A 19077-nucleotide genomic window follows, 5' to 3' on the forward strand; every position below is an offset into this window, starting at 1 on the left:
ATAGACACAGCAGAACATGAGCGAAATTCTCATTTTTACGATTCTGGCTACCATCGCGGCGGTCTACTCGATTCTACCGAAACACAGGCAATTACGACTCGGATACAGTATTGGCGCGAAGCGCCGAACTGCGGTAGCTGGCCTTTCTATTGGGATTTTGCTGCTTTACGTAATTTCTCTTTATTTTGACTACGTCGTTGAACAAGCAACCGTACCCGGAATTGGAGCTTTGGAAGCTTCGACTCTCATGTTCTCTGTCGAGGTCGTACAGCTAGTGTTCGCTATTCTCATCGTCAGTCTGTTCTTGGCCGTGTTCTTTCGAGATTCACCTACGATTCGGAATTCTGGGTTTCTCCGAGAACAGATGCAGCAATTGATGAACGGTACTCAGTACAACACGCTAACTTCGATTATAGAGGACAACTACGATACCCTCATCAAGAAACCCACCACCGCCGAGGAGCAAGTAGCACAGTATACAGAAACCGTACTGTTAGATACCGGATTTTCGGAACACTACGCACTAAACAACCCGCAACTGGGAGTACAGCTCATCACTGACGTCAACCTTGATGAATTCGCCAGGATTGACGCAGTTGATCTCTTCCTTCGGGCGGTTATCAAACACAAATCGAGTATTCTCTATCGAGAGATTCGGAATAACAAGCACCGGATCGATACAGACCGTTATGAAATCCCCGAGGAAAATCAGCTCCTATACGCTCTGCTCAATGAGTGTGACGTTGCTCATCAGCTACGTGCTTACCAAGCGATTGGTGATACCACTCTACACATTCTGGAAGAGCAGGGACGGAAAGATAGGGATGAATACAATCATCGGCGGAAATCGTTCTCTGTGGGTCATGATTCTGATGAGGGGTTCCGAGACCCTGTCTTCGTCGCTATCCGGTTTTTCGACATCATGGTCTCAGAGTCGATTTACCAAGGCATGCAGACCCATATGTGGCTCTATTACTACACTCACTTTACCAATCAGATATGTAGTAATTTCGAGATAACAGACCACAGCAACCCGAACGAGGAATTCGCTAATGACTACTCGTACTTGCTGTACGAGATGTTCTCGACCCTCGAAAACTGGATGAGATTATCGAACAGGAACTCCGACAGCATTACGATGAATATCCAGAACCCGGATGCGGCAGTAGAGAATGGAGATATTCTAAAATCCAGTACTCGGTGTTTCATACAGTGCCATAGAGAAATCCTCACCACGGATGAGATACCGAGTCGGTTCAAGCGGGAACGGACCGAATCTTTGTTTAAGACGTTTTTCAAGCTGGCAGCATCTCAGAACTCAGAAGCCCAGAAATACGGTGAGGCGTTGCTAGCGTATATGGAACAAGAACTGAGGGCACATGGTAATCCACCGTCACCATATCGCAGCGAACTCCAGACCATGTTTTATAGTATCGAGCACGAACTCCGCATTAAAGAACCGATGGATCTGACACTGGTAGACGATATTAAATCTAGGCTCAAGCTCTAACTCACGGCTGTTTGTAATCTGTCTCATGAGTAGAGAAGTCTGCTAGTGGCATTTATACGGTTTTAGAGTCAGGTTCTCAGTAGTGCCACAGACTGAACTCGAAACCGCACTCGCAAACGCATACCCACAGGATCTCGAAAAGCTCGCTGCTGATCTCCTATGCGAGCGTGACTACGATGATGTGGATCCGACGGGAACCAGTGGTGCAGACGGAGGCCTTGATGCGCTCCTCCATGATGGCGACCGTATCGGCGCGCTCCACGTCAGCCGGACGCGAAGCGACCGACTCCGCCAGAAAATAACGTCCGACGCCGACAAGCTCACCGACCACGAGCGGTCATACGACTTCTTGGTGTTTGTCACCACCGCTAACCCATCAGGATCGCTTCGTAGGCGGCTCGAAACTGAAATTCAAGACCCCTACGGCTGGAAGACCAGAATCTGGGCGCGTGAACAACTCCGAAACATGCTCATGACTGAGCACCAAGAGCTAGCACGCGAACACCTTAACGTCGATCCCGGCGTCCAACTTGCTGATCATCAGGACGAAATACTTGACCTCCGAGACAGTCGGTTAGACCGAATTGAAGCTCGCAACAATCTCCCAAATGGCCTCCCCGATGGACCCGCTCTGGTGGTCCACCTTATTCCAAACAATGTGTTCAGTAGAGGCAGCAATACACATCCTAGTGATTTACCTTCACTGCCATTTTTCGGACATTCTAAGCGAGCAGTCGTCAGCGGGAAACCGATTGGGGATGGCGTCGTGGCGTTCAATCTTCGGTTTCGGCAAGAGCATCCCGATTACGTGTACCTCAATGAGAAGGGCTGGATAGAGGCTGTTTCGACCGAGTACTTCCGCGAAGATCCGGCCGGGGCTGGGGGATTCATCGATCCGGAGATTGACCGGGCGATTGGTGCAACAGTAAAAGGGGCTCTGCACAGCTTTGAGGATCTCAGGGTCAGACCGCCAGTTTTCATTTCAGTTGCGTTGCTCAATGTAGATCAGTACGTGATTAGTACAAGCGAGTACCTCCACTTCGAGTCAGGAAATTTCCCAGCCAGGTTTACGACCTCGCTGATGAAACTTCAGGAGATTCGGCCTTCTAAGTTCGAATTAGAACTCTTACGGAGTGTTCTTGATCGAGTCTGGTACCAAGCTGGGCGGTCAAACGGCTCACCACATCTGCCAAATCCTGAGGAGTCGAACAAAGNGTCTGGTACCAAGCTGGGCGGTCAAACGGCTCACCACATCTGCCAAATCCTGAGGAGTCGAACAAAGGCGATCATTAACGGAATGAGGGATATACTTTCAGGAACAGCACTCACAGCATTCTTCTCATCGAAGAGGACAACGTTGGGAAGCGCGTGATCTCGACATCGAAGTATCTGCAGTCAGTGAAATGCGCGACGAGGCCCTCAACCAATTGAACGACGTGGTCGCTACAGTGTACGGCGAGGGGGGTCACTCCCTGTCGGACGAGGGGCTACGCGCGGTCGGGTTGATTTGGGGCGGATCGCGTCTACACTTGCTTACTAGAACAGGTTGATAAACCCCGGAAGAAGTCTGTTTTCGGTGATGCTGCACTTCGGCCCTAGCACCCAAGGACGCTTTGTGAGGTGCTGATCCTCGAGCCGTGCGGCCACACACTCTCGCTCACGATTGTCCCAGATCTTCAAGGCGTCGAGTAGCGCCGGACCCCGTAAGCAGGCACTTGTCCGCTTACAGGCTGCAAGCGAGTATCGTTCTTTAAATGTACAAGCTGAGTGAAAGATGGTGTAACTGAGGATAGATCACGCGACCTACATTCAAGCGAGTACTGATGAACAGACGGACCCACACCAACGAGAGAGTATCGATGAGTGGCTCCAAGACGTCGACCACTATGCCGACCTCGGAGAGTCCGGCGCGAGCGACGACCGAGAGCAGTTCGGCGATTCACCAGAGCCGTATTATCCGGTCAGTAGGGTGGCAGCTCTTCAGAACGGTACACTATCTCTGTTTCAATCATATCCTTGATCGTCTGTACATTATCCGGTGACCATTCGACCTCCCATGCGTCCTCGAGGGAGGTGAAGAAGAGTGAAACCCGGACGGCACGACCAGTTTCCTGTTGATGCAGGGCGACGGCATACGCCTTCATCTGATTCTCGTAGTACTCAGCGTCAGCTTCCAGTTCCTCAGGGGTGACATCACCTGTCTTGTAGTCGATAATATGGTACGCGTCAGGCGTGACAATCAAGTGGTCGATGAACCCCGAGATTTCTCCATACTCGAATTCCGCAGTAACGTACAGCTCGTCGTACTGGTGCTCAACGTCGACGTCAGTAGTTTGCTCATCAACGTAGTCCATGCCGCGCTGGGCATGGGTACTCACGCGGTTCTGCAGCTCTGGTGTGAGTGTCGCCGTGGTGCCCTCGTCGACGAGCGTCTGCTCCATGAGATGCTGCCAGTGGGGGTCAGGTGGGCGTAGCTCGCAGAGCCGATGCACCATTTCGCCGAATACCCTCGCGTCGACGCCGTCCGTTTCGACACTTGCTTCCTCCGCTGAACGGTCGTCTGCTTCACCCTCTCCCGTTGTTGGTTCCTCTTCACCGTGGCGACTCTCCGGACTTATCTCGCTATCGTCCCTCTCTTCGACGTAGATGGTCCCTGTGTCTTCGTCGAATTGGAGTTCACCATATTCCCCGTAGAGTGATGTAAGGTCCGTCGCGGAGAACCGAAAGCTGACGTCCGGTTTGGGCGGATGCGGCGAGAGTTCAACGACGGGGTCGACATCGGGATCAGGTCGTACCTGTTCGGCTGGCGGTGTTGGGAGCGACACGGTGTACGCGCCGTCACCGTAAGTGCGCCGGACGTGGGTGCCGGTATCGAGGGCAGTACAGACGTCCTCAGTGAGGAGTTCTGGCTGTACCCAGTCGCGCCAGCTTGACGCCGACTCGGGATCTGGCTCTACGAGATCCGTCATCGTTTGTTCCTCGGTCTCTCCAGCTGACTCGTGGAGGCCGCTCAGGAGCAGATGGTCTCGCGCCCGGGTGCAGGCCACGTAGAGCACGCGTTTCTCTTCGGCGCGTTCTTCGTCGCGACGGCGCTCACGAATCGTGTCACGGGCGATCGTATCCACCATCTCGAACGGGTCGTCCGGACTTGGTGCCTTCATCCCGACTACGTGCTGGCCATCAATCTGTTCGAACTCGACCTTCCCTCCGCCCAGGGCTGCATCATCCTTGAACTCGCGACCGATCCCCGGGACGACGACGAACGGGAATTCCATACCCTTTGCATCGTGGACCGTTAGAATCTGGACCCCCTCGCCGGTCGTGTCAGCTTCGCTCTCTCGGCCGTCTAGCTCAATCCGGCGTTCGATTCGACTCACGAGTGTCGTAAGACTCCGAATGCCATCGTCGCTCCATCCGTGAAGCTGCTCGCGGAACTTCTCCACGTTCGCCATCGCTTGCTGTGGGCGCTCGTCGGCGCTGACACCCACCAAGTAGCCTGTATCTTCGAGGATCCGTGTCAGATACGCAGCCCACGACCCGTCGAATCCAGCGGGCTCCTCATCGCCAAGCCCCGCCACGTGGCGCCACTCCTTGAGATACTCGTAAGCGTCTCGGAGTTCCTGGTGCTCACTCGTCGCGAGCGCGTCCCACAAGGAGTTGTCATGGAGTTTCAATTGTGCGAGCGTGTCGTCAGTGAGTCCGAATAGCGGCGACCGAAGCGCTGCGTAGAGTGCGCGTTCGTCACCTGGATCGGCGAGCGTTCGGAAGAGGTTCAACAGCGCGGTGATCTCCGTCGTTTCGTAGAAACCGATCCCGGAGGCGACCGAATAGGGGACGTCCGCATCTTCTAACGCCCGTTCGTACTTTTTGAGGTGGGTACGACTGCGGATGAGGATGGCAATATCGTCGGGTTCGATATCGCGTGGCTTCGGTTGTTCGTAACCCCCATCTGTCTCCTGTCGCGCACTCAGTACGCTTTCGATAGCTGGTTCACTCTCGCTGCCATCCTCATCCGTCTCGTCGTCTTCGGGGTAGACCTGGAGGGGTTCAGCCAGTATCTGGGAGAGACGGGCAGCGAGGGCCATAGCCTCCAGCTCTGTGTCGTGTTCCGGCTCGGCTGTCGCGAAGTCAGCGTAGTGATCGCAGTGGTGCTCTCGGAGGTCGGCATCAGTTGGTACTGTGAGGTACTCCACGGTACCGAGATCTACTGGATCGTCGCGAGCGGCTGTCAGGGATTGGGGAGCCGCCTCGTAGGGCTCACCGTCTTCGTCGAAGATGGCCTCGAAGAGTTCGTTGATCGACTCCAGCACCGTGGGGAGCGTTCGGAAGTTCGTCGAGAGTTGGTCATCGTCCTCGCTTTCTGTATCCGTGTTTCGAACGTCTTGGGACTCCTGCTCGAGAGTGGTGGCCGTTTCGCGGAACTGCGTGACGTCGGCGTTCCGGAACCGATAGATGCTCTGTTTGACGTCGCCGACGACGAACACGTTTTGGGCATCGAATGTTTCCCCGTCGCTGGTCGTCAGGAGCTTGATAAGGTCCCACTGGCGTGGGTCAGTATCCTGGAACTCGTCGACCATCACGTACTCGAACTGCTCCCGTAACTCTTCGCGAATGTCGTCGTTCTCCGGTGCTTGGAGGAAGTCAACGGTGAAGGAAATCTGGTCAGTAAAGTCGACAGCGTTCTGCCGATCCTTCCGGGCTTCGTACTCGGCGGCCGCGATCTGGGTCAGCTCTGCGAGCGCCTGGACGAACGGGAAGCTGTTCGATTCGATCTCCAGATCCACGTTGACGGCGTACTTTTCGGGTTGAAGCGTCTCGACCAGTGTATCGAACGCGCTGTCGAACTCCACCTTTTGGGGATGGTCTCCCCACCGCGTGTTGGCTCCCGTATAGCCCGCATAGCGTTCCCCATTGCCCTTGGTGAGGTGCATACTGAGCTCCGCAATTGTCGACTGCTTGGCTCGAGATGGGACTCCATCGTCGAATCCAGCGTCAAGTCGATCCACGACCCCCTCCGCACGCTGCCAGGTCTGCCCCCCTGTCTCAATATCTGGGGGATTCTCAACGAACTCGCGCAGGGTAGCAACGGCCGCGACGAAGTCGGGGGGGGAAAGTCGGTTGGCGGCTACATCCGGATCGATCGGATGCAAGGCCGACTCAACGAACGAGATGTATTCCTCCTCTGTGGCGTCCGCCCACCGGTCAGCCCACTCAAGACTCTCCGGTCGCTCGCCCAACAGATCAGTCAGGACGTCATGGAGTTGACTCCGCGAAAACCGCCGGGCCAGCGTTTGCGTCGCCTCGTGATTCTCGTAGTCTTCGAGGACGACACCAACCGTATCGTGGATCAGTGCGATCGTCTCGTTTTCGTCCAGCGTCTCGAAGCCAGGATCCACTGCGTCGATCGTCAGCGCGTGTTCGCGCAGGAGCCGAGCACAGAACCCGTGGAGCGTGTGGATGTACCCTTGCTCGAGTTCATCCGCAACCGTACGCCAGGCATCGAACTCCTCGATGTCGAGTGACTCAATGCGCTCCGTGATTTCTGTTCGGACGCTCTCCCCGAGCTCGTTCGCTGCCCGCTCCGTGAACGTCGTCGTGAGGATGTGCTCCGGAAGCAGCTGGGAATCACCAGTACCGTCATCGGTTCGTTCCCTGAGCGACTGTTCGATCATCTCCAGGTACCGGGCGGTCAGCGTCGTGGTCTTGCCCGTTCCGGCACCCGCTGTGAGCGTCACATTTCGGCCGAGGGCATCGACAGCACGCTGCTGCTCATCGGTCAGGTCCTCGTAGGAGACCATCGTTACTCAACCTCCACGACATCTTCCAAGTCGTGACCCCTCGCTTTTAGCGGGACGTACGCTGACGCACCCATGTCGTCGATCGCCTCGATAACGTTCTTCCGTTGGTGCGAGCGGACGTCACAGACATGTGCGTAGTCACAGTAGCGACATCCGGCGTCCGATGGATCGAGGACTGTCGGATGGAAGCGACCCTCTGCGATGCCCGCTGCCAGATCGCCGAGGCGTTGTGGGCTCGTTTCCTCAATGAATCGTCGGAACGCCTGGTGTGTCTCGAAGTACGGGTAGGAGTGGCGGAGCAGCGGTGTGTCGACGTCGTCGCTCCCATGGTAGACTGCCATCTCCTGTGAGGTGAGGAGCCCGCTGCGAGAATTGACTGAACTCGGGGGTGAGACCTGATAGTATGCGCCACCGACCACTTCGACATCGTCGAGTGCTTCTTCGGCCATCAGCGCGTACAGTTGTAGTTGGAACTTCAGCCCGTTCAGGGCATCAGTTTCACTGGGGATGGAGCTGCCAGTTTTGTAATCCCGGACGACAACCTGTGTTGGGTCTGTTCCGGGGACCGTCTCGACGCGGTCGATGAGTCCGTGTATGGGAACTGGGCCGTGTGATGTCTCGATCTCTGCGGGGTCGTCGCTGAGTGGCGTGCCTGCGTCGTAGGGATTGCCGATCCGGCCTTCGAACCACGTCGGTCGAGCGGTCGTCTTTGCGGGTTCCTCCGCCTCGTGGTCGAGGAACCTATAGAATAGCCCCCGCGAAATAGGACGACCGGCCTGCGTCTCATGTGGTTCATAGTATGGATTGGTGTCCGGAGTTCCGAGTCCAGCGAGCACGGATATCAGCCATTCTTCTTGGAACGCTGTCTGGGCGCGAGCGTCGAACGCTTTGTCAAGCCGCTCGAGTGCGGTGTCGAGGAGCTGTTGTTGCCGTGTTTCGAAGTCGTCACCTGGGTGAACTGAATCGCTGTCCCCTGTCTGTAACGACAGATAGTAGTGTTCGAGTACGCCGTGGATGTACGAGCCGCGGTCGCTTGCGTCGGGTTCTCGCGTTAAGCGATTCGGTGCTTCGATGCCGAGAACACGGCGCATGTAGTACTTGAATCCACAAACAGCATATGTCTCCAATCGACTCGGACTGTACGGCTCGCGGTTGAGTTTGGTATGAATCTTGGAGACGGTTTCCTCTGTGAGCTGGCCATCGTAGGGCGTCAGTTCGGGACCTGCTCGTGCCGCGGCGCAAGCAATACCTGCCTGAATACGAGCCTGCTGGGCGGTGCTAACCGAACCGGCTTCGACTGCTTCAGTGAGTAGGTCGTGGACCCGTGCTTCGGATTTCTCGGGAAGCACTTTGCCGATTACCCGCTGCACGTCTTCTTGGCATCCTGGCTCGCTGTTCGCCGGCTCAATAGTTACCTCCGAGAGATCAACAAGCCGCCGAAGTTCAGTCAGGATATCCGCTTCAACGTGAGGTTCACCACTAACACTCTTCTGGGGGATGGAGAGATGAATTGATGCTACACTCCCGAGGAGAATGCTCAGGTGATACCGTGCTTCTGCCGAGACATCTGTCTGCTCGAAGTCGCGATGTGCCTCGTAAATGGGCCGTGCAAATGCGGTTTGCTCTGTCTTTGAAGGGAAATGGGTCGACGTTAAGCCGAGAACGTACACGTGTTCGAACTCTCGGAGGGGTGCCTCGGCGAGATTACAGACAACGACGCTTTCCTCGGGNNNNGGGTCTGCCAACGGTGTTGTGAGGGAGAGTGTCTCGAGAATCCGGTCGAGACGGTCGCGAGCGCGCAGTTCACGTTTTCGAAACGCAGACGAGAGTTCTTGTTCACTTTCCAGTGCGGCCGAAACGCCGAGACGCTCAAAGAGGGCGTCAAGTTGGCTGGGGAGTTTATCAAGTGACTCCTCTGACAGAGCAGCTACATCCTGAGTCAGAGAGGTGACCGTTGTTGCGATACTGTTGTCAACGTGTTCCAAGGTGGACTCAAGCCGATTTGTCTCTGCTCTAGCCGCAACCCGAGCGAGTTCGTGGTGATCAAGCCTCTCCTCTGTATGAGTAATGGTGACCAACGGATTCGTGAGAAGGTCAAGGAGTGTATCGGTAGTACGGGGTTTCCGTGCAAGTTGGCAGATTGTCTGGATCACATCTCCCAGTGCTGTCTTGGAGAGAGGGATCTCAGTTTGTAGGCTGAACGGTAATTCGTATGTTTCGAAGACCTCCCGCACTTGATCGGTATACTGAACTGGGCTCGTGAGGACGACGCCGATATCGTCGGCCGGCGTTCCTGTCGAGATCCGACTTCGGATATCTCGAGCGGTGGTTCGGATCTCATTAGGGACGGTTTCTGGCTCGGATAGCGTCAGACCCAACCCAGCCGTATTGACGTCACTGGTAGACGGCGACTGCTGGGGATGGCGATAGAGGCTTCGAGTAATGCGTTGTCGCGCTTTGACAGGGGTTGAGTCAGAGTCGCTGAGATCCTCTCGGACGAAGTCCAGATCGAAATACGTCTCTAACGCTTGTTTGCCGCCTGTATCAACACCCAATGCCGAGTTCTCATCTATCTGCTTGGGGTGGAGAGCAATTGTCGGCCAGGGGTCAGCGAGTCGTTCAAGAAAATTTATTTCTAGTCGATCATATCGGGTAAAGCCGCTGAGAATGACTGCATCCACGGAGGGGAAAACATCTACGAGAGCTGTCTCTGCCGTCGTTGCGTAATACATCCGCTCAGTGCGATATGTCTCTGGTAATTCATCGGCCAAGATTTCTTGTCGAGCTGATTCAATCTCTTCGGCTAGTTCAGCGACATACTCTGCGCGGTCACCAACTCCCTCTTGTTTGAGACGGCTTTGCATTGCCTCCGGTGAAAGCAGTCCTGCTTGTTCGAGTTCGGTGTAAAGCGTCTTAGCTTCCTGTCTAAGCCCTGCTCGCGGGAATTGATCGCTAGTGTGAAGAGGATTCGTTAAAGAGGTGACCCCTTCAAGCCCGAGTTCAACCAGTCGGTCCAGGAGTGGTTGATTGATGTGGGTTACTCGGCCTTTGTACTGGTCTTCTTTGTACCACTTGGAAGCGAGGCTCTCGAAGGTGTCAATACGAAGCCCCGCTGATGGCCCGTGGTTTTTCCATCGGTCTTTGGTTACGTCTTTAGGGTGATTCGGCTGAGCAATATAAAGAAGGCTCTCTGGCTGGGTTCCTACTTGGTCCCTGAGAATATCGAACGCATGTGATTCCAATTGGGAAAACTCAGGGCCCGTAAGTAGTAGACGACGAGACATACTCCGATCGTTACCCGATTGGAACATTAATGTTCGGGAGTCGCAACAACTAGCTAGCGAGTTTAGATGTATCCAGTACCAACTAATCATACTCAGCTTTGCACGTTGAAGTAGGAGCATGACGTAGGCGGTGGCAAGGACGAATGATGCCGATTACGGATTTCTTGTCGTGTACGCGNTACTCAGCTTTGCACGTTGAAGTAGGAGCATGACGTAGGCGGTGGCAAGGACGAATGATGCCGATTACGGATTTCTTGTCGTGTACGCGAGTGTTCGACGAGTTCGAGTCGCTGTCTCCAGCCCAACGTCATCACGCCAAAACCTACGCCACAGGTCTTGTTGCGGCCAGCAACAAGACCGTGGCGGGCATCGCACGCGAAGTCCTTCCAGCTAATAGCAAACGCGCTCTCAACAAGTTCCTCACCGAGTACGACTGGGATGAACAGCAATTCAACCACGAACGCCTCGAAGAGCTCCAGAAACACGGCGAAACACGCTGGTCAACGGATGGCTACATCATCCTCGACGACACCATCACCGAGAAAGCCGGGGACGAAGTCCCCGGCGTCGGCCACTTCTACGATCACGCCAAAGGTGACACCGTCTGGGGCCAAGATCTCATCTATGCCTTCTACGCTGACGACAAAACCGCCTACCCGCTCACCTTCCGCCTCTACGAAAAGCAAGACGAGGATGACCAAGACCACGACACCAAGTACGACCTCGCCCGCGAGATCGTCACCGAACTCGAAGAAGAGGTAGGTGTGCCTGCGGACACCTNGGATGACCAAGACCACGACACCAAGTACGACCTCGCCCGCGAGATCGTCACCGAACTCGAAGAAGAGGTAGGTGTGCCTGCGGACACCTACCTCTTCGACTCGTGGTTCGCTCACGATTCTGGCCTTCCTGAACACATCGAATCCTACGGCAAGGACTGGATCGGCCCGCTCCGGAGCAATCGACAGGTGACTTACGCCGGCGAAGAGCTCCGCGTCGATGCGCTGGAAGAGCGCATCGACACGGTTAAGCGCGATATTGACGACGAAACCTATCACATCTGGACGAAGAAGCTTCCCGTCTCCCAGTTGGGAGACGTGAAGCTGGTCATCGCAGAGAAAGAGACCGACGAAGACAAAGAGAACCCGATCAAGTACCTCGCTACGAACAAGATCGACGCACCGACCGCTCACATCATTCGCTCCTACGGGATGCGCTGGCGCATCGAGACGTTCTTCGAGGACTCGAAGCAGGATCTCGGCTTGGGAGACTGCGAGCTGCAGACTGACGGAGGTGCCAGTCGCCACTGGCACCTCCTGATGGCTGCCTACAGTCTCGTTCGTCTTGATCCCGATTCGAGCGCCTTGGGAACGGTTCGCTCGAAGGCGTCATCGCTTCGAGCGAACCTCGAACCCTCCCTGAAGGAAGCCGTCTACAACCTTCTCTCGTGGGTTCGAAACAACGATGACCGCGGTGTTGATGACCTCATGACCGAGATCGACCATCTCTTCGTTCACTCANTCTACAACCTTCTCTCGTGGGTTCGAAACAACGATGACCGCGGTGTTGATGACCTCATGACCGAGATCGACCATCTCTTCGTTCACTCAACAGCCGAGGCTAGCGTGCAAAGCTGAGTAATCATACTGAGCCACTTTTGACGCTTCCCTGGCTCGTTAACCAACGTAGTCGAAAAGCCGACTACGTGTTTTAACTAGATACCTTCAGTCAGCGATTCCTCATGACTAGGATTAGTCGTCGGCGGGCTCTACTTCAGCAACGCTGAGATCTTCGTTGCAATTAGCTAGATCCTCAATCAGCTCCCAGTCTTTGAACCGCAATTGTGAGGTTGCCAAATATGCCTCCTGCGTTTCAAAAGCCAGCCACTTCCGATCGAGATTTTCTGCTACCCGACCAGTAGTGTTACTTCCTGCGAATATATCAATTACCAAATCGCCGGGCTCGGTGAGGAATTTGATGAAGAACTCTGGAAGCTGCTGAGGGAACCGTGCAGGATGTGGATCGAGGTTCAAGGCCTTGCAAGCCTTAAGATAGTGAGTCTTTGATGCTGTGTTCGCAACCTCCAAGACGTTATCAGAAACGTACTCACCAAGTACAGATTCGACGAGTTCGTCCAGTACATCGTTTTCTATTGCGACATCGATTAGCTGCTGTGGAACGTCCGCGGCGTGGAGTAACTCGACAGCGTCCGGGACGTAATCACTGCTGGAGAGTTCGTTCCATAAGTTCGGTCTGATAGCCCCATCTGCTTCTTCCGGATCGTCAAATGTATCGCTTATCTCATGGCCCGATGGTCGTTTTTTGTCCTTATAGCCGACCTCCATCAGCTTCTTTTGGGAATCACTGTATTCTTTGAGTACCCTTCGATTATCCGCTTGGGGACGTGAGCTCTTACTGAGCCACCATACATGGTTCACGGCGTCTTTCACACGTATCCGTTCAATAGTCACCCATTGGGCTGGTGTCGGGAGCTTTGCGGGGTTGTACCAGTAGAATTCCTGTGCGAGATTAAATTGTCCATCCTCACCTGCGAGTTTCAGTAAGAGTTCAAAGTGATACAAGGAGCGTATGGGCTCGCCTTTCTGCCAGCTCCCGCCGATGTCAATCACGAAACTTCCGGAAGGCTTGAGAACATCGTAGACACGCTCTGCAAATTTGAGGAACCAGTCGGCGAAGTCTTCGGAATCTTTGTTCCCGTATTCCTTTTTCCGGGTAAGGGCAAACGGTGGTGAGGTCACGACCAAGTCAACAGATTCGTCCGGAAGCTCTGCGAGTAACTCTTTACTGTCTCCTTTGATTGCTGCGCCGTTCCCCTCTATATAAAACGGATCTGTCTCGAGATCGCTCACTACTGCTGGTGGTCTTGCATCGGGGTCGTCAGAGAGCAGATTCTGAATGGGCATAGTTCGTTGAAATCCGGACCGTAGTCCATCCTACGTTGCGTAGGATGGATACTTCAACCTTGCCCTCATCGCGGAGTAGATTTATCAGGCTGATTGCCCAGCTCTCGGTTAGTGCCTCGTCGTCGAAATTCTGATTCGGGCCAATATGAAGAGGTCTATTCAACTGAGAATATCGTCGAACTACTTCGAAATACGCGATTGGGAACATCTGAAGTCGCGGACGAGCTCGGGGGTCACCGGACGACCGCTCACGAGCGTCTTCACGAGCTCAAACAAGGTGGTGTCGTCACCTGCCAACGAGTGGGAAACACACAGATTTGGTCGCTCAATGATGAGGAAGCCCACTAGGGATCGAGGTGGTGATTAACTCGGTCAACTACGCGAATCGGTTGATTTACAACCGCTGATCTGATTTTAAGAAACGTTAGATGACGGATAGCAAGCCGGCGGTCGCTAACTTACTCAAGTCCCCACCGGCATATACTAGCTCCAACGGAGCAGCGTACCTGGGTGATAGTCGAGATCTTCTGGAGGAGCTCCCGCCAAATGCTATCGATCTCGTCATTACCTCTCCCCCATTTGATCTCGCCCAACAGAAGGAGTACGGTTCAGATTGGGAAAGTGACTATATCGAGTGGTTCACCGAATTTGCTGACAAGGTCCGACCTGCGTTAACGCCTCATGGAAGTTTTGTGATCGAAATCGGGGGCGCGTTTCACAAAGGAGCGCCCTCTAGATCGACGTATCAGTTCGAATTGCTGAGCAAGCTCGTCAACGACCACGAATTTGAGTTAGCTCAGGACTTCTATTGGCACAACCCCGCTAAGCTACCATCACCTGCAGAATGGGTAACGCGCCGCCGCATCCGGTCTAGCGACGCGGTCACTCACATCTGGTGGTTGGCCAAGGAGATTAATGACGAGAGTGCCAAAGGCCCAGACGCGAATCCGACCCCCGAAGCCGACAACAGTCGTGTACTCACTGAATACAGCGAAAGTCAGAAGGATCTGATTCGGACGGGAGAATATAATGCCGGGAAACGCCCTTCAGGCCACAATATCAGTGAATCAGCCTTTGCGACTGATAACGAGGGAGCGATCCCAGATAATCTGATCTCTGCGACAAATACTGGGAGTAAAGGGCACTACCACAAGATGTGTAAACAATATGAATTGAAAAAACACCCTGCGCGATTCCCCAAGGAAATTCCTGAGTTCTTCATCAAATTCCTTACTCCAGATCCTCCGTACAACTCGTGGGACCGTGGTCATCTTGATCAACCCATCATCCTTGACATCTTCGGTGGCTCTAACATCACCGGGAAGATCGCCGAAGAAAATGACCGTTACTGGATCACTTTCGAGAAGAACGAACAATATCTCGATACCTCCGAAGTCCGATTTATGTCTGAAGGTGAGGTGATGCGAAAATATGATGACGGTCAGACTGGTCTAGAGGATTTCCCCAATTGAATCATTTGTGGAAAACTACGACTTCGTGGTGACAAATATCGTTTGATCAGAGTTGTTCGACTTCCCGGTATTTGATGACGAGAACTTAAGTAGGAAACGAGGCGCATATTTAGTATGGTAAACGGTCGAGAGCGAGGAGACACTGTCCAATCATTGAATGGGCAATTTTCAACAGAGGAGACGCATATCGGACTCGTCGCAGCCAGCCTCGACCTCGACCAAACCAGGGAAATTGCTGAGCTATACAATGATAGCGGGGATTGGAGCACCGCCAGCGAGCGATGGCTAGATGAGCGCCGTGCCGAACGGGTAACCATCGAAGGGTCCCGTCGGTCATTTAACGCGATCATGCCCCGACTTCAGGAAGCTGGTGGAGGACTCCCACCGCTACGGTGTCTCCCAGATATTCTTGATCGATGCCGGAATCAACGGGATCAGTATCAGGTCATCTATTGCTACCTTGTCGCAGAGGATGCGGTATTCCGATATGTGTTACACGAGTACCTCGTCCAAGGGGGCAACCGTGGAGCGAGCCATCTTGACTTTTCAGATAGTCAGGTTATTGAGATGCTTGAGGAGTTCCAACATATGGGGGGGGAGCCGCTCGATTGGGCCGAGTCGACTAAAGATCGGTGGGCCAGCAACTTCCGTGGCGTTCTTCGGTCGATCGGGGTGATCGACTCTCGACAAGGAACGACTGGTGAGGTACCTAATATTGGAGATGTTCCACTAGAGGTCGCCGCGTATTGGTCGTGGCATGAGGAGGGTGATGAGTGGCTCATTGATCCGCTCGGATGGCGGTATCTGTTCCAGCCGGAGCCCTTCTGGGAACCACAAACCCAGCGACTTACGAAGTCGACTCGTTGGACCTCACACCAAGCACACGGCAGGCGGGGGTACGAACCCGTCGATAATTTCTATACAGCATTAGCCGGCCAGACGGAATGACTTCTCGAGGATTTGGGTCGACAAAACCGTTGTAGAGTGGAGTCTAGGTGCTCTCTGTTTGCTAAATCGAGTGATAGAGGAGCTGTAGTATACGGTTCTGACAGCGTACTCTGATCGGATATTGATCACACACTCAGGGTCAGACACCACCCTTCTAGTTCAGGGGCGAGCGAAATCACTTGTCCCCGACGGGCGAGCTCACGCTTTCGTTCGTCGATACGGGCCTCAAGACGTTCGAGTCGCTGGCGCTGATTCCGGATCGAGATGNCTTGTCCCCGACGGGCGAGCTCACGCTTTCGTTCGTCGATACGGGCCTCAAGACGTTCGAGTCGCTGGCGCTGATTCCGGATCGAGATGTCCATATCCTGACCGGCTTCGGCCCGTTCCTCGTATTGGTCGATGAACGTCTCGATGCGTTCTCGTTCGGCGGCTGCATACGTCTCGAGATCCGACCGTTCCTGCTTGACGCGGGTCCGCCTGGACTCCTCTATCTCATCCTGAACGGTCCGAATCACATTCGAAATATATCCTTCTGCCTCGTTCTCGAGCTGATCTCGGGCAGACAGGAGGTTCTGTACAGTCTGGGCGTTTGGCTTGGCCTGTACGGTGTCGGTATCGACGACACGCTCACCAAGCGGTCGTTTCGGATTACTGTATTTCGAATCGACGTACACTGGGATCAACTCCTCGCGGATGGTCTCGCCGGTCCCGTCCTCGAAAGCCACACGGTAGACGAAGGTGATCCCTGGCTCATCGATGAATGGCAGCAGTTTCAGCCCAACACGTCCCCTGTCGTCCTCCAATATACGCTCGCGGAGTCGTTGGATGAGTGGGTCGTCCGGGGATAGGTGCTCGATCCCCTCGTTATTCATGGCAAACTCGCGGGAGAACGTGACGGGACCTCGAGTCTCCGATTGTGCCTCTGTAGTCGTCGTATCGAGGAGTTCGTTGGGTGCTTCGATTCTATACAGTTGGTTGCCGGCTCGGTCCAGATTCCCCCCGAAGATGTCGAGACTGCGTTCGACGAAACTCCGGATGGCCGCTTCAGACCCAAAGACGTCCTCGGACTCGTCCATCACCTCGTGGATGCGCTCGCGACTTTCCTCATCGAACGTACTCGGATCGATGAGGCTCCGCTCGTACCACTCCATGAGGGTCTGCTCTCGCTCATCGAGTAGCTTTTCAAGCTCTTGTGCGGTCGCGTCAGCCGGTTCATCGTTTCGAACCGACCGCATAATAAGACCGTCCAGGTCGACGTCATCGAGCATCCCTAACACATCGGCGGTTGACCCGACCTTCGATCGGATGTTCTCGATCTTCTCTTCGAGCAGCTCGAAGATCTCCCGCTCCCGGGTATCGTCGAACTGGAAGTTCCAGACCTTCACCTCTCGTTCCTGTCCGTACCGATGGATGCGACCGATGCGCTGTTCGAGCCGATTCGGGTTCCACGGCAGCTCGTAGTTCACCATGATGTGGCAGCTATGCTGGAGGTCGATGCCCTCGCTGGCCGCATCGGTCGCGAGCAACAGTCGGGGTTCGCCGTGGTTGAACGCGTCCTCGATCGCCTGGCGGTCGTCCTTATCGACGTCGCCGTGGATGACGAGTATCTCGTCGGACCAGGGTTGATCCTCGAACTGTTCGAGCAGGTAGTCAAGCGTGTCCCGGTACTCCGTGAACAGCAATAGCTTCTCCTCGGGGTGCTCATCGAACAACTGCTGGATGTAGCGCTTTACCTTCCGGGCCTTGGTATCCACCGGGAGTGATTCGGCCTTGGCGACGAGATCTTGGAGCGTGTCAATCTCCGCCTGGAGCGCGGCGTCCCCCTCGGTGACTGTGAGGTGTTCCAGTTCCTGCTCGGCGGTTTGGCGGTCATCTTCCTCGAGATCCTCGCCATCTAGGTAGGTCTGTGTATCCTGACTCAGGTCGCCATCGGCACCGCCCTGCTCAAGCAGAGCGCGCAGGCGACGGCGGAGAGTTTCACGGATGGCTCCAACGCTGGAAACAAGGCGCTTCTGCATGAGCGCCATTGCGAAGCCAACCGCCGGCTCATTGAGCTCCTCCGAACGGTTGTAGACTTCTCGGACGTACTCGGTTACTCCATCGTAGAGTTCTTTCTCTGCCGGCGACATGGAGACGGGAACTGTCTGAACGTCCCGGTCGGGGAAGATGCGCTCGCCGTCGTCGTCGTAGATAGTCGTTTTTCCTCGACGGACCATCACACGGTTCACGGTCTCGCGAGAGAGATCTTGGTCTTCAGCGACGAGGAAGGGGTCAATGTAGGAGATGAGCGAACCAAAGCCCTCGCCCTTACCGTCGTGGGGGGTCGCACTCAGCAGGAGCAGCGATTCGGAGTTGTGGACGACGCGCTCGGCCATCTGTGCTGTCTTTGAGGCGTCATCGCCACGGTCGGCAGCTTTGTGTGCTTCGTCAACGATGACGACGTCCCAGAATGCCTCCTCGAGTGCGGGCTGGAACTCGTCCTGACGTAGGAACGCCATACTCGTGACGAGCTGCAGGTCGTCCTGTACCCAGATGTTGGTAGCCTCTCCGAGCCGGCGGCGTTCACCTTCGACCCAGGCGCGGTCTGCAACAGTGAGGTCGACGTCGAAGAAGCGGTTCATATCCCGAATCCACTTCTTCTGCAGATGGGCGGGAACGACGAACAGCACGCTGCCGGCGCGATTGCGAGCTTGGAGTTCCTTGAGGATAAGGCCGGCTTCGATAGTCTTCCCCAACCCGACGTCGTCGGCGATGAGGTATCGTTGTCGGAGAGACTGCATCACTTCGTTGACGCAGTCGAGCTGATATGGCTCCAGCCGGACCAGCGAGTTCGAGATGGAGAGGAGCTGCCCCTGCTCGTGGGCGAGGGTGAGATTCAGTGCATCCATCCGAAGGTCGAACCACTCGGCTGCGACTGCCTCGTGACGGGGGTGAAGTTCGTCGCCCTCTTCAGCTAGCGTGTCGGACTGATCGGTGGCCGTCTCGACGGTCACATCTGCCAGCGAGACCGTCTTTACGCCGACGTCCTCTATGTAGGCTCGGAGGGATTCGATATCACCGACGCTGTAGGTGCGGATGATCTCCGCTGGCTGTCCGTCAATATGGATCTGCTGGCCTGACTGGAGATCGACGTCCATAGTC

7 protein-coding genes and 1 pseudogene are annotated in these 19077 nt (G+C 55.0%); 4 read left to right on the forward strand and 4 right to left on the reverse strand.

Annotation, left to right across the window (positions count from 1 at the left end):
- The first annotated feature begins 16 nt into the window (after window positions 1-16).
- Window positions 17-1510 (forward strand): hypothetical protein, encoded by a 1494-nt coding sequence (locus C492_RS07695; RefSeq protein WP_152424827.1) that lies wholly within the window; start codon window positions 17-19, stop codon window positions 1508-1510.
- Window positions 1511-2889: 1379 nt separating this feature from the next.
- Window positions 2890-3060: a hypothetical protein gene (locus tag C492_RS26040; RefSeq protein ID WP_449289499.1), complete on the forward strand. Its 171-nt coding sequence runs from the start codon at window positions 2890-2892 to the stop codon at window positions 3058-3060.
- A 411-nt stretch (window positions 3061-3471) separates the two neighbouring features.
- On the opposite strand, the gene C492_RS07705 is transcribed toward C492_RS26040, so the two are convergent.
- Window positions 3472-7308: a UvrD-helicase domain-containing protein gene (locus C492_RS07705; protein ID WP_008422071.1), complete on the reverse strand. Its 3837-nt coding sequence runs from the start codon at window positions 7306-7308 to the stop codon at window positions 3472-3474.
- A 2-nt stretch (window positions 7309-7310) separates the two neighbouring features.
- Window positions 7311-10712, reverse strand: a complete 3402-nt coding sequence (locus C492_RS07710; protein WP_083898772.1) for a PD-(D/E)XK nuclease family protein — start codon at window positions 10710-10712, stop codon at window positions 7311-7313.
- Window positions 10713-10825: 113 nt separating this feature from the next.
- Between C492_RS07710 and C492_RS07715 the strand changes: the two are divergent.
- Window positions 10826-12112, forward strand: a pseudogene (locus tag C492_RS07715) (transposase); the annotation flags it as partial.
- Between the two features lie 231 nt (window positions 12113-12343).
- Here C492_RS07715 and C492_RS07720 read toward each other — a convergent pair.
- Complete coding sequence (locus C492_RS07720; RefSeq protein WP_008422075.1) at window positions 12344-13516, reverse strand: DNA-methyltransferase; 1173 nt, start codon at window positions 13514-13516, stop codon at window positions 12344-12346.
- 428 nt (window positions 13517-13944) lie between these two features.
- Here C492_RS07720 and C492_RS07725 point away from each other — a divergent pair, with 428 nt between their 5' ends.
- A complete protein-coding gene (locus C492_RS07725; RefSeq protein WP_008422077.1) occupies window positions 13945-14988 on the forward strand; it encodes a DNA-methyltransferase in 1044 nt (347 codons plus the stop codon).
- A 1073-nt stretch (window positions 14989-16061) separates the two neighbouring features.
- On the opposite strand, the gene C492_RS07735 is transcribed toward C492_RS07725, so the two are convergent.
- Complete coding sequence (locus C492_RS07735; RefSeq protein ID WP_049892842.1) at window positions 16062-19073, reverse strand: helicase-related protein; 3012 nt, start codon at window positions 19071-19073, stop codon at window positions 16062-16064.
- Between the last annotated feature and the right edge of the window lie 4 nt (window positions 19074-19077).

Origin of the sequence: Natronococcus jeotgali DSM 18795 (assembly GCF_000337695.1) — an archaeon.
GTDB classification, from domain to species: domain Archaea; phylum Halobacteriota; class Halobacteria; order Halobacteriales; family Natrialbaceae; genus Natronococcus; species Natronococcus jeotgali.

Excerpts from the sequence above, each read along its gene's own strand:
- C492_RS07695 (WP_152424827.1), top strand. The coding sequence starts at position 17 with ATGAGCGAAATTCTCATTTTTACGATTCTGGCTACCATCGCGGCGGTC.
- C492_RS07705 (WP_008422071.1), bottom strand. The coding sequence starts at position 7,308 with ATGGTCTCCTACGAGGACCTGACCGATGAGCAGCAGCGTGCTGTCGAT.
- C492_RS07720 (WP_008422075.1), bottom strand. The coding sequence starts at position 13,516 with ATGCCCATTCAGAATCTGCTCTCTGACGACCCCGATGCAAGACCACCA.
- C492_RS07725 (WP_008422077.1), top strand. The coding sequence starts at position 13,945 with ATGACGGATAGCAAGCCGGCGGTCGCTAACTTACTCAAGTCCCCACCG.